Source organism: Klebsiella sp. w6 (assembly GCF_033100215.1).
Taxonomy (GTDB): Bacteria; Pseudomonadota; Gammaproteobacteria; order Enterobacterales; family Enterobacteriaceae; genus Klebsiella; species Klebsiella variicola.
In genome coordinates, this window is sequence record NZ_CP136907.1 from 107,266 (window position 1) to 119,481 (window position 12,216).

The 12,216-nt window shown below is 51.3% G+C and carries 11 protein-coding genes; 7 read left to right on the forward strand and 4 right to left on the reverse strand.

From position 1 onward, the window contains the following. Positions 1 to 10: 10 nt before the first annotated feature. Positions 11 to 1,690, forward strand: coding sequence for an NAD-dependent DNA ligase LigB (ligB, locus tag R0140_RS00520; RefSeq protein WP_046620718.1), 1,680 nt, complete (start codon positions 11 to 13; stop codon positions 1,688 to 1,690). 5 nt (positions 1,691 to 1,695) lie between these two features. Here ligB and R0140_RS00525 read toward each other — a convergent pair whose 3' ends face one another. Further along, entirely contained in the window at positions 1,696 to 2,313 is a 618-nt protein-coding gene (locus R0140_RS00525) for a trimeric intracellular cation channel family protein (protein ID WP_012540300.1), read from the reverse strand. A 275-nt stretch (positions 2,314 to 2,588) separates the two neighbouring features. Between R0140_RS00525 and R0140_RS00530 the strand changes: the two genes are divergently transcribed. Next, positions 2,589 to 3,839: a chloride channel protein gene (locus tag R0140_RS00530; RefSeq protein WP_046620715.1), complete on the forward strand. Its 1,251-nt coding sequence runs from the start codon at positions 2,589 to 2,591 to the stop codon at positions 3,837 to 3,839. Between the two features lie 57 nt (positions 3,840 to 3,896). Here the strand turns inward: R0140_RS00530 and R0140_RS00535 are convergent, their stop codons facing one another. From R0140_RS00535 to R0140_RS00545, 3 genes are all read right to left on the reverse strand, one after another. After that, positions 3,897 to 4,955 (reverse strand): bifunctional transcriptional activator/DNA repair enzyme AdaA, encoded by a 1,059-nt coding sequence (locus R0140_RS00535; RefSeq protein ID WP_012967052.1) that lies wholly within the window; start codon positions 4,953 to 4,955, stop codon positions 3,897 to 3,899. A gap of 2 nt (positions 4,956 to 4,957) precedes the next feature. Beyond that, positions 4,958 to 5,704 carry an isocitrate lyase/PEP mutase family protein gene (locus tag R0140_RS00540; protein ID WP_046620713.1) on the reverse strand — a complete coding sequence of 249 codons (747 nt, stop codon included), beginning with the start codon at positions 5,702 to 5,704 and terminating at the stop codon, positions 4,958 to 4,960. 182 nt (positions 5,705 to 5,886) lie between these two features. Further along, complete coding sequence (locus R0140_RS00545; RefSeq protein WP_002922636.1) at positions 5,887 to 6,750, reverse strand: YicC/YloC family endoribonuclease; 864 nt, start codon at positions 6,748 to 6,750, stop codon at positions 5,887 to 5,889. A gap of 72 nt (positions 6,751 to 6,822) precedes the next feature. On the opposite strand from R0140_RS00545, the gene R0140_RS00550 reads away from it, so the two are divergent. From R0140_RS00550 to R0140_RS00570, 5 genes are all read left to right on the forward strand, one after another. After that, the gene (locus R0140_RS00550; protein ID WP_256207968.1) at positions 6,823 to 6,957 is read left to right on the forward strand and encodes a hypothetical protein; all 135 of its coding nucleotides are present in this window, start codon (positions 6,823 to 6,825) and stop codon (positions 6,955 to 6,957) included. 435 nt (positions 6,958 to 7,392) lie between these two features. Next, complete coding sequence (locus R0140_RS00555) at positions 7,393 to 9,093, forward strand: lysophospholipid acyltransferase family protein (protein WP_046620711.1); 1,701 nt, start codon at positions 7,393 to 7,395, stop codon at positions 9,091 to 9,093. Positions 9,094 to 9,179: 86 nt separating this feature from the next. Continuing rightward, positions 9,180 to 10,145, forward strand: coding sequence for an HlyD family secretion protein (locus tag R0140_RS00560; protein ID WP_012967055.1), 966 nt, complete (start codon positions 9,180 to 9,182; stop codon positions 10,143 to 10,145). After that, complete coding sequence (locus R0140_RS00565) at positions 10,138 to 11,055, forward strand: ABC transporter ATP-binding protein (RefSeq protein ID WP_016161962.1); 918 nt, start codon at positions 10,138 to 10,140, stop codon at positions 11,053 to 11,055. Before R0140_RS00560 ends, R0140_RS00565 begins: the two co-directional genes overlap by 8 nt. Further along, positions 11,042 to 12,181 (forward strand): ABC transporter permease, encoded by a 1,140-nt coding sequence (locus tag R0140_RS00570; RefSeq protein ID WP_012540305.1) that lies wholly within the window; start codon positions 11,042 to 11,044, stop codon positions 12,179 to 12,181. Before R0140_RS00565 ends, R0140_RS00570 begins: the two co-directional genes overlap by 14 nt. Positions 12,182 to 12,216 lie beyond the last annotated feature (35 nt).

Consider the following 12,216-nt stretch of genomic DNA (forward strand, 5'->3'; position numbering starts at 1 on the left):
AGGGACTGCAATGCGTAAAGGAGGGTGGTGGCTGGCGCTAGGGATGTTCTCTGCCAGCGCGCTGGCGACGTGTCCGGAGTGGCCGCCGGCCAGAGGAAGGCAGGAGATTTCACGCCTTCATCAGCAAATTGTCGCCTGGAAAGAGGACTACTGGCGACAAGGCGCCAGCGAAGTGAGCGATGAGGTTTACGACCAGCTCACCCTGCGCCTGGCGCAGTGGCGACAATGCTTTCCGGGCGCGACGCCTGAAGATGACGATCTGCCTCCGCCGACCGGCGATACGCGTCATCCGGTGGCCCATACCGGCGTGCGCAAGCTGGCGGATGAGGCCAGCGTGGCCCACTGGATGAAAAATAAAGCCGACCTGTGGGTACAGCCTAAAGTGGACGGCGTGGCGGTCACCCTGGTCTATCGCCAGGGGCATCTGGTTCAGGCTATCAGCCGCGGGGATGGCCTGCGCGGTGAGTTGTGGACCGCCCGAGCGCGGCAGATCCCGGCGCTGGCGAAGCTGACGACCGGCGAACTGGCCAACAGCGTGCTGCAGGGGGAGCTATTTCTGCGTCGGGAGGGGCATATTCAGCAGCAGGCTGGCGGAATGAACGCGCGGGCGAAAGTCGCCGGGTTGATGATGCGAGCCGACGCGGCGGCGGCGCCGCTCAGCCAGCTGGACGTTTTTATCTGGGCCTGGCCAGACGGTCCCTCGGATATGCGCCGTCGACAGCAGCTGCTGGCGCAGGCGGGGTTTGGCTACAGCGGACAATACACCCATTCGGTAACGCGCGTTGAGCAGGTGGCGGAGTGGCGCCAGCGCTGGTATCGCTCGCCGCTCCCCTTCGTCAGCGATGGCGTGATTGTGCGCGAAGGGCGCGAACCGCCGGGACGTGTCTGGTCTCCCGGAAAGGGAGAGTGGCTGGCGGCCTGGAAGTATCCTCCGGCCTCGCAAGTGATAGAGGTACGGGCGATCCATTTCAGCACTGGCCGCAGCGGCAGGCTCAACGTCGTGGCCCAGCTTGAGCCCCAGCGGCTGGATGATAAACGCGTGCAGCGGGTTAATGTTGGCTCTGTGGCCCGCTGGCAGGCGCTGGATATTGGGGTTGGCGATCAGCTGCAGATCAGTCTGGCAGGGCAGGGTATTCCTCGGATCGACGCCGTTGTCTGGCGGACGGCCGAGCGCCATAAACCGACGCCGCCGGCGGCAAAATTCAATGCGCTAACCTGCTATTTCGCCACCCCTGAGTGCAGCGAACAGTTTCTTTCCCGGCTGATCTGGCTGTCATCAAAGTCCGCGCTGGATGTCGATGGCGTGGGGGAACATTTATGGCGCGCCATTCAGCAGCAAAACCCGATGACGCATATTTTTTCCTGGCTGGCGCTTACGGTGGAGCAGCTGCAGACGGTGCCAGGGATCTCCGCCGCCCGCGGGCAGCACCTCTGGCATCAATTTGATCTCGTTCGCAAACGGCCTTTTATCCGCTGGGTGCTGGCGATGGGGCTCCCGGTGCCTCAGGGGGCGCTGGCGCAGCTCGAAAGCGAGAACTGGCATCTGCTGGCGGCAAAAAGTGAAGCGCAATGGCGCGCGCTGCCGGGCGTGGGGGAGATCAGAGCCCGCCAGCTGGTGGCCTTCCTGCACCATCCGGATGTGGTGGCGCTGGCGCAATGGCTCAGTGGTCAGCGCATCCCCGGATTTTGAGGCGGTTAGTGGCTATCATGGGTGTAGTGGAAGACCGGTAGCCCCAGTTTCCAGCGCAGTGCCAGCATGCGGGCGGTAAAGCCGAACAGCAGCGTAGCCAGCACCACCACATCGTGGCTGCTGACGTAATGTTGCAGGGCAATATAGAGTACGGCTGCGGCAAACGAGATCCCGGCATAGAGCTCTTTCTGGAAGACCAGCGGAATGCGTTTGCAGAACATATCGCGCAGTACGCCGCCAAAAACGCCGGTGATGACCGCGGCGATAGAGGCGATGATCGGACCTTCGCCCATATCCAGGGCGATCTGCGCGCCGATGATGGAAAACACGATCAGCCCCAGCGCGTCCAGCACCAGAAACAGCCGGCGAAGGTGAGGCATCACTGGAGCGGCAATGGTGGTGAGGACGGCGGCGACAGCGACAATAATGACATATTCCGGATGTTTCACCCAGCCGAGAGGATAATGTCCCAGCAGGATATCGCGAACGGAACCCCCGCCCAGCGCGGTCGCGGTGGCGATAATGATGACGCCAAACGTGTCCATCCGCCGGCGCCCGGCAGCCAGCGCGCCGGTCATGGCTTCCGCGGTGATACCGATTAAATACAGAACATGAAGCAGCATAGATCCCCCCAGATAATGGCGGGCAGGTTAACGATTTGTGCGCAGGATCACGATTGAGATTTTCTAAAGCGAATCATTTACGCCAGGAAAAATTAATGGAAGTAGTATCTGTGATGGCTTGATTTAAAGGTTTATTGATTTTTTAGGTATTTTTATTGATTAGAAAAAGTAATGCTAAGTGAAGCGACGGGTATCACTATCGAAGACACTATGATTACGCAATGTTTAAGTCTCGTCCTTTATTCTTTTATTTTTCCTTTTCAAGGCCTGAGAAAATGAGCGTCGCCGCCGGGAATAAAAACAATCTGACCCGCCTGATAGCCGTGGTATTAACCGGGATTCTGGCTGGCCTGGCCGGCATGGTGCTGGCGCTGATTTTACATGCGATACAGCACCTGGCTTTTGGCTACAGTGCCGGGCAGATCGTCGGTTCGGTGTCATTTTTACAGGGCGTCACGGAGTCGTCCTGGCCACGCCGCATCGCGGCAATCGTGGCCGGCGGTGGCGTCGCCGGATTTGGCTGGTGGCTGCTTGGTCGCTATGGGCAGAAGCGGGTTTCCATTGCGGCGGCGGTGGCCAACCCTTCCGTACCCATGCCAGCAGGCACCACGACGATCCACGCGCTGCTGCAGATCGTCACCGTAGCGCTGGGTTCCCCGCTTGGCCGCGAAGTGGCGCCCCGGGAAATGGGCGCGCTGGGGGCGGGGATGGTGGCGCGTAAGCTGGGCCTGCTGGAAGATGAAACCCGCACCCTGATCGCCTGTGGGGCGGGCGCCGGTCTGGCGGCGGTCTATAACGTCCCGCTGGCAGGGGCGTTGTTCAGCCTTGAGGTCATGCTGCTGTCGTTTAGCTGGGAAAAAACGCTGGCGGCGATAATGACCTCGGCGATTGCCGCGTGGACGGCTACCCTGGGGTTAGGGGATGAATCGCAATACCATTTTGTTTCCAGCACGCTTCCGCATTCCTTTCTCTGGTGGGCGATTCTGGCGGGCCCGATTCTTGGCACCGGCGCCTGGCTCTTTCGTAAAGCGACCAGCGCAGCGCGTTCACGCGTCCGAAGTAACTGGCAGATGCCGGTGTTCTGTCTGCTGGGGTTTTCCCTTCTTGCCATCCTGAGCCTTTATTTCCCGGAACTTCCGGGCAACGGCAAGGGACCAATGCAGCTGGCGCTCAGCGACGGGCTGCCTCTCTCTATGGTCGCTATCCTGTTAGTGTTGAAGATGGTGGTGATCCTGGCGGTGCTGCGCGGCGGCGCGGAGGGTGGATTGTTAACCCCGGGGCTGGCGGTAGGCGGACTGGTCAGTCTGCTGCTCTGCGCGCTCTGGCAGCTCGGCTTCCCTGGTGGAGATAAAAGCAGCTTCGCTCTGGTGGGGGCGGCCGCGTTTCTCGCCGCCTCCATGCAGATGCCGCTGACTGCGGTGGTGCTGGTGATGGAGTTCACCCACATGGATCACAGCTATCTGGCTCCGGCGCTGCTGTGCGCGGCAGGGGCGTTTTTAACCTGCCGGGCGCTGGACAAAAAATAGGTTTACCGAGCCGCAGTGAAAGTGAACAGGGAGGGGCCCTTCATCCGGGAAGTAAAATCAGCCGCATTTTTCCCTGATGGTTGCCTCATGGTTAATAAGCCATTTTTTACGTGCAACGCCGCCGCCGTAACCGGTCATCGAACCATCTTTGCCGATAATTCGATGGCAGGGGATGATAATCGCGACGCGGTTAGCGCCGTTTGCTGCAGCCACCGCGCGCGTGGCCGTTGGTTTACCTATATCCATCGCAATCGATTGATAATGCGTCGTCTCACCGAAGCTAACGTACTGTAAATGGCGCCAGACCGCTCGCTGGAATTCGCTGCCTGGGGTATCAAGCGCCACCTCGAACGATTGACGCCGCCCGGCAAAATACTCCGTTATTTCCTGTTGCGCCTGCCGGGTGTGGGCGTTTTCACCGGCGATGATGCTGGCGTCGAACCGTCGCTGCAGGTCGCTGAATTCTGTCTCCAGCGCTCGTCTGTCGACAAACTCCAGCAGACAAATCCCCCGCTGCGTTGCACAAACAAACATTGGCCCTAACGGGGTGGTAAAACGATGAATTAAAACAACCTGGCGTTGCGCGCTGGGTGCGGAACCGGTCAATTTTTTGCAGGTATAGCCGAAACCGCTTAAGGACTCATAGCCGCTATCGAAAGCGACATCGGTGGTTGATCGGCCTGCTTTCAGCTCCTGAAGCGCCATATTAACGCGCTGCATCCGTTGAAAAGCCTGAAAGGTGATCCCGTGGTTTTGCAGGAACCAGCGGCGAACGCGTTCCGGGCTAATATCGTGCTGACGTAGTTCGCTATCACTGAGACGAACCTTCGGGTCTTCTCGCAGCAGGCGGAGCGCTTGCTCAACAAAGGCGGGGGCTGTCCGGGCATTCTCCGTCGGGCGACAGACTTTGCATGGCCGGAACCCGGCATCCAGCGCGGATTTAACGTCATTATAGAATTCGACGTTTTCCCGCCTGGGTTTTCGCGCCCGACAGACCGAGATACAAAAAACGCCGGTGGTTTTCACGCCAACGAAAAAGACGCCGGTAAACTCCACAGCGCGTTCAAGCAGCGCCTGATACCAGATATCGCACTGGATGCTGTCGGTAATTTTCATGGTCAAAAAACACCCGAGAAAGAGTAGTTAGCTTGCACCTGACATAATAAGTCTTTCAGTCTGGCCTGTGTGGCAGCATGAATAAAATTGCCCATCGAAATTCGTTTTACGCCCAGTGCCGATAAGGTACTGAAGTCTGCCAGCTCAGGCATACACATTACGTTTAAGGGTAAAGGCACGTGGCGGACAATGGCGGTAATATCTTCCGCGCGGGTGACGCAAGGCACAAAAAAACCGCATCCACCATGGTTAGCGTATAACTGACCGCGATAGAGCGTCTCATCCAGTGCATTTGGTATGTTGAGAAGAAAGGTATCGGTGCGGACATTAACAAACATATCGGGACAAGCGTGGGTGATTTCCTGGATTTTGGCGGCAAAGACCACGGCATCGTCAAGACGACGCGTATTATTCACCACATGACTATCCTCGAGGTTTATTCCGCTCACGCCGAGATGCGCCAGACGCTGGATATTGTCAATGATGTGGCTGGTTGTGGCGCTGTAGCCCGCCTCTAAATCGACGCTTAACGGCAGTTCGCTAACAGCTTTGATGCGTGAGACGATATATAACAGCTCGTCAAAACTCATCTCTTCGCCATCTTCATACCCTAACATTGCGGCGATAGCAGCGCTGGAGGAGCCCAGCGCCTGATAACCGGCCTGCTGAGCGGCCTGAGCGCTGCTGGCATCCCAGACGTTGGCAAGCAACAACGGTTGGTTTTGCTGGTGAAGCGCGTTGAAGTTCATTCTTTTCTCCCGCGGTGGTGTGTCCCCAGACTGTGCCGCGTTGGGCTCATTTGCCACAACCGAAAACTGGACGACTATTTTTATACGTAGATTCTTATCGTCAGCCGGCGGGAGAGATAAATAAAAAGGCCATGATTGATCATGACCTTTTATACGGTAGTGCCTGGATGGGTGAGAAAGCGTTACTCGATATTCTGGATCTGTTCGCGCATTTGCTCGATCAGTACCTTCAGCTCAATCGCGGAGTTGGTGACCTCGGCGTTAATCGATTTTGACGCCAGGGTGTTCGACTCACGGTTGAACTCCTGCATCATAAAGTCGAGACGGCGACCCACAGCCTCTTTCTTTTTCAGAATGTTGTAGGTCTCTTTAACGTGCGCTTCGAGGCGGTCCAGCTCTTCGGCAACGTCGATACGCTGCGCCATCAGCACCAGCTCTTGCTCAAGACGGTTATTTTCCAGCTGCACTTCCGCGTCTTCCAGTTTGGCAACCAGACGCTCGCGCTGCCACTGGAGAATTTCCGGCATATGAGCTCGAACTTTCGCCACTTCGCCGCTCACCCCTTCAAGCCGCTGCTCGATAAGCGCTTTCAGGGCCTGGCCTTCCGTTTCGCGGGCGACGATGAAGTCGTCCAGCGCGCCATCAAGAGCGGCCAGAATGTCGGCGGCGATGGCGTCGAGATCCTGCTCTTTGGCGGCCATCACGCCCGGCCAGCGCAGGATATCAACCGGGTTGATTTCCCCTTCATCGCTCTGCATTTTCACCCAGTTGGCAGCGTTGACCAGCTGTTTAGCCAGCTTTTCGTTGAGGATAAGTTCACCCTGAGCGCTGGGATCTTGTTCAAAACGCAGGGTGCATTCGACTTTACCGCGAGTCAGGCGGGCGCGAATGCGCTCGCGTACCACGGGCTCCAGACTACGGAACTGCTCCGGCAGGCGGAAGTACGTTTCCAGATAGCGCTGGTTTACCGAGCGCAGCTCCCATGCGGCGCTACCCCAGTCACCCTTGATTTCACGGCGGGCATAGGCGGTCATACTGCGGATCATAGACGTTCCTGTTTTCGTAATAATGAATGCAAGGATTATAGCTATGCGGGCGGTGACTTAACAGGAATAGTGATGAAATACCTGGATGGCGATTGTTTTGAGGGGCATAGCCACAATCTATTTCATGCAATTACTAAGTTAAGCGAGCGGTATGCTTCTGTTGTGGGTAAAATAAGACGTTTTGTATTAGCGACTTTACGTCAATGACGCTGTTAAGTTATATGTGGTTAATTATTTGGGCTTACTGAAGAAATGGTTTTTCTGCGCTTTGTTGACCGCGGGGAGATATTACTTTTTGCTGTAGTTAATGGTTTTATGTTATTTGGCGTGAACATCAAATACAGATAGTGCTATACGAGCTGGTTTCTTGATAGAAAATATGATTAGAGTGATGATTTTGTGCCAAATATAACCACAGGAAATACTACGGTGTATTATCTTTAAGTATTATGTATGCTTTTTTTGAATTTGTTGCGGCGAATATATTAAACCTGCTATTGTTTATATTGTCTTCATGAATATTATCACTTCAACTATATTCATTAATTTTGTATTAGTGGGTTTTCATTTTGGGCGGTATTGTCCGACAGAAGGATCACGAGTATAGTCGTTTTAGATTAGTTCTATAAAAAGGATTTTAATATGAACGCTATCTTTGACAGAGTCATTAGAGAGTTTTTCCCGGATACCAATATTCCACACTGGAAAAAATGGGTTTTCAGAGCCGCATTTGGCAATAAGATATTCTCTCGTTTAATAAACGACGAACGGTTAATTGATAAAAATGGTGTGCATTGGGTTAGTTCGGTCATTGATTTTTTTAACGTCCGATGTGAAACGGAATGCTCTGACTTTAATAATATACCCCGACAGGGTGCTACAGTTGTTATTTCAAATCATCCGACGGTAATGGATGGTATTGCTTTAATACATACTATCGCTCAGGTCAGGAAAGATATAAAAATAGTGGCTAACCATATTTTGCCAATGATATTCCCACAGGTGGCAGAACTTACCATTGGTATTGAGAATATGGCTGGTAAGATGAGCCATAAGAAATTCAGGGAAATGAACGATCACCTGAAGAACGGTGGTGTGTTGATTATTTGTCCTGCAGGTAAGTTGGCTAGCTGGTCTCTTTCAGGTTTACAGGAACATCAATGGAATCCCGGTTTTTTACAACTGGCGATGAGAAACAACGCGGCGCTGGTACCTGTTCATATTACGGGATCAAACAGCAAAACTTATTATTTAGCTGCGACGGTCTGGCGGCAACTGTCAAATATAATGATTATTCGTGAAGCGCTACGCCATCGTGGTAAGACCATGAAAATCAAAGTAGGGCAGCAAATAGCCTTATCTTCGTTTAATCGATTTAATAAAGATCTGTCTGCCGCGTCAAGTGTATGCTTGATGCATCTCCAGAGCATCGGAGAGAATGGCCCGGCGCTGGTAGATACGGTTTCTCCGCAACAATTAACAGGTAGTCGAGAGAGTTTAATAAACGCAATAGAAGAGTGCGAAGTATTAAGACAATTTGATGATGGTAGAAAATTATTGATATTTCGCTGTAATACCCTCGGAGACTCACCCATTATTGATGAGCTAGGGCGCTTACGCGAGCGCTGTTATCGCGATATTGGCGCTGGATCCGGTAAAGACAGAGATAATGATGTTTTTGATGAAACCTATTACCATGTCATTTTATGGGATCCTTCTGATGAAGAAATACTGGGTGCCTATCGTCTAATACCCGTTGGTGAGCAGTTAGCGCAACATGGAATAACAGGCCTCTACAGCAACAGCCTGTTCAAATACCATAATAATGCCTATTCCTGTTTAAGCCAGTGTGTGGAAATCGGCCGTGGATTTATCCAGAAGCCTTATCAAAAAAGTAATGTTCTTGATTATTTATGGCGGGGGATATTTGATTTTATAAAAAGATATCCAGACTATAAATATTTGTTAGGTGTGTTGACGATTCCCGGCTCTTTTCCTGAAGAGGTGCAGAAACTCATTGTAAGCTTTTATAATATGTACTTTCCCAGTTCGGTTAACTTTTGTACGCCAATTCAATTATTCACTGCAGAAGGTGCACAAAGTGATAGCCCATTTTCCGGAAATGATTTTAGAGACGACTGGCGTGTGCTTAACGATTTACTGAGAGAAAAAGGTTATGAACTACCATGGCCTTTTAAACAGAGCGCTAAATGGTTTTCTCCAGGCGGATCGTCGATTCTTGCATTCACAAAAGATGATGCTTTTCACTCGATCGCTGGTTTAAACCTGAGTGCTCTCGATAAATTGAATGAAATATACTTTAAGCATTATTTAAAGGATTAAACTGACGATAACGTTAGGGTTTGGAATGAGAATAATTCAATCCAGACATCAGTAATGAAAAACTCTATGCGTACGGATGCGTTTTAATGCAAAAGCCAGTAAATATATTTATTGTTGTGATAGCGATGCTGATGATAACGGGGTGTGATAACAAACCGGAGAACAGGTTATCTGGTTATTCACATGGCGAATTTGTCTATCTTTCTTATTCTTCCACTGCAAAAATTGAACAGCTATTCATTAAGAAAGGAGATAATGTCACGCCTGGACAAGAGTTAGTGAAGATTGAGTCCTTTGATGCGCAAAATATTTTCCTGCGAGCTGAGGAAAAACTTTCTGCAGAGAGCGCATTATTGCGAAATCTGGAGTCGGGAGAGCGGCCTGAAGAGCTGGATATTATTCGTGCCCAGATTAAAAAAGCACGATCGGCGGAATCCCAGGTAAAGCGTCAGCTTGAGCGGTATCGTAATCTTTACGCCAGTCGCGCCATCTCGCTCGCAGAATGGGAGGATATCCGGGATGAGTTAACGCAAAAAGGCGCGCAGGTTGAAGAGTTAATTAATCAACTCAAAGCGCGGCAACTGCCTGCCCGTCAGGATGAGATTAGCAAACAGCTCTCGATGGTGGCCGCGGCAAAACTCGAACGTGATAAGGCGCTTTGGGATGTCCAGCAAACGACGATTGTTTCTCCGGTCAATGCTAAAGTCTTCGATATTATTTATCGTGCCGGGGAACGGCCCACTGCCGGCAGACCAATAATTAGTCTGTTACCTCCTGAGAATATAAAAGTACGCTTTTTTATACCCGAGGCGATGCTTGGTAAATTTAAAATCGGAACTAAGGTAAAACTGATATGCGATGGTTGCGCTGAGCCCATTGCTGGCGTGATTAACTACATCAGTCCTGAAGCGGAATTTACGCCTCCGGTTATTTATAGTACGAAACGCCGGGAGAAACTCATTTTTATGGCTGAGGCTGTTCCTGCCCGGAAGCAGGCTGAGCGGATGAAAATCGGCCAGCCGTTTGATGTGGAGGTTATTGGTAATGAATAATCTTTGTATTGATGTAAAAAATCTCAATAAGTATTTTGGTGAGCATCACGTCGTAAAGGATTTCTCTTTGCAGGTGGCCAAAGGCGAAATTTATGGTTTTCTTGGGCCGAACGGTAGCGGGAAAACAACATCGATTCGGATGATGTGTGGTTTGATTACCCCGGATTCAGGTGAAGGCTCTTGTCTGGGCATGGACATCTTTACGCAGCGGGAAAAAATAAAAAAAAAGATAGGTTATATGACCCAGTATTTCTCAATGTGGGGAAATTTAACCATCCGGGAAAACTTACTTTTTATCGCGCGGTTGTATAGCCTCGACCAACGTAAAGCCCGGGTTGAACGCGCGCTTTCAGAGTTAGGCCTCACTACCCGACAGCATCAGCAGGCCAGGGAGCTTTCTGGAGGCTGGAAGCAAAGAATGGCCCTCGCCGCTTGCATGTTGCATGAACCCGTTTTGTTGTTTCTCGATGAACCAACCGCTGGCGTGGATCCGAAAGCGCGGCGAGAGTTCTGGCAAATGCTGCATCAGTTATCGGACAGAGGGATCTCAATCCTGGTGAGCACGCATTATATGGATGAGGCCGAGCGCTGCCATAAGGTTGCCTATCTGTCTTATGGCCGTCTGTTGGCGAATGGCACTATTTCGTCGATTATCGCGTCCCAGAATCTGATCACCATGCGAACCAGTGGCACCGGTCTGACGCTGCTTGAAAACCAGCTACAACGCTTGCCGGATATTGAGCAAACGGTCATTTTTGGCAATCAGCTTTATATTACTTCCAGAGATGAAGCCAAATTAAAGTCCACGCTTTTTGCATTTACACAACAGGGCTATGAGTTCTGTCAGGTGGCTACCAATCTGGAAGATGCATTTACCTACTTGATGAAAAACGATTGTGAAAAAAATTAATTTAAGCTTCTCCTTTACCCGTTGGATCGGCGTGGTTATTAAGGAAATCCACGAATTACGTCGTGATAAAGTCAGCATTAGTATGGTGCTCCTGACACCTATTTTTCAGCTGATCATTCTTGGCTATGCGATCAATATGGATCCCCATAATCTTCCTACCGCGTTATTAAATTACGATACCGAACGCATGAGTCATATTTTTGTGACGGAAGCGCAAAATACAGGGTATTTTTCAATGATTCCTGTCGATTCAGAAGAGGCGGCGCAGAAAGCGTTCGTTCGGGGAGATGTCACTTTTATCGTGACGATTCCTGAGGGGTTTACGCGCAAGATGCTGCGTGGAGAAAAGCCTCAGCTGTTAATTCAGGGGGATGCCATCGATCCGATAACCACGGGGAATGCGCTAAGTGCCCTTGTACAGGTGGCGAAATCGATGTTTCAACACGATTTGCCGGGCGACATGCGTGTCTCGCAAAAAGAGGATGATTTCGAGCTTATTATCCATCGGATGTTTAACCCTGAGGGGATTACCCAGTTTAATACTATTCCAGGTATTATGGGATCGATACTCAGTACCACCTTGATCCTGATGACCGCCCTGTCTATTACCCGTGAGCGAGAAAACGGGGCGTTAGAAAATTTACTGGTCTCTCCTTTGACCGGGTTTGAGGTCATTGTCGGGAAGATAACGCCTTTTGTTGTCATCGGTTTGTTCCAGGCGACGTTAATTCTGATTGCCGCTGTGCTATTGTTCGATATTCCCCTTCATGGTAGCGTTTTTCTGCTTTTTTTTGTGCTGTTAATATATGTTTTCCTCTGCCTGTCAATTGGCATTGGTATTTCTGGCCTGGCACAAAACCAACTGCAGGCGCTGCAAATGTCGTCATTTTACTTTATTCCTTCCATTATGCTTTCCGGCTTTATCAGCCCCTTTATTAGTATGCCTGACTGGGCGAAAGCCATTGGCTCCTGTTTACCGCTGACCTATTTCATCCGACTGGTTAAGGGCATCATGCTGAAAGGCTATTCTGCGATGGCATTATTACCCGACCTTTTGCCACTGATCGGCCTGGCGGTGATAGTGATTGGCGTGGGGTTGAAATCTTATCGTAAAACACTGGACTGACATTATGTGCGTGCCCGGCACGTGTTGGCATAGGC

Coding starts and splice junctions, on each gene's coding strand:
- ligB (WP_046620718.1), top strand. CDS start 11: ATGCGTAAAGGAGGGTGGTGGCTGGCGCTAGGGATGTTCTCTGCCAGC.
- R0140_RS00525 (WP_012540300.1), bottom strand. CDS start 2,313: ATGCTGCTTCATGTTCTGTATTTAATCGGTATCACCGCGGAAGCCATG.
- R0140_RS00530 (WP_046620715.1), top strand. CDS start 2,589: ATGAGCGTCGCCGCCGGGAATAAAAACAATCTGACCCGCCTGATAGCC.
- R0140_RS00535 (WP_012967052.1), bottom strand. CDS start 4,955: ATGAAAATTACCGACAGCATCCAGTGCGATATCTGGTATCAGGCGCTG.
- R0140_RS00540 (WP_046620713.1), bottom strand. CDS start 5,704: ATGAACTTCAACGCGCTTCACCAGCAAAACCAACCGTTGTTGCTTGCC.
- R0140_RS00545 (WP_002922636.1), bottom strand. CDS start 6,750: ATGATCCGCAGTATGACCGCCTATGCCCGCCGTGAAATCAAGGGTGAC.
- R0140_RS00550 (WP_256207968.1), top strand. CDS start 6,823: ATGAAATACCTGGATGGCGATTGTTTTGAGGGGCATAGCCACAATCTA.
- R0140_RS00555 (WP_046620711.1), top strand. CDS start 7,393: ATGAACGCTATCTTTGACAGAGTCATTAGAGAGTTTTTCCCGGATACC.
- R0140_RS00560 (WP_012967055.1), top strand. CDS start 9,180: ATGCAAAAGCCAGTAAATATATTTATTGTTGTGATAGCGATGCTGATG.
- R0140_RS00565 (WP_016161962.1), top strand. CDS start 10,138: ATGAATAATCTTTGTATTGATGTAAAAAATCTCAATAAGTATTTTGGT.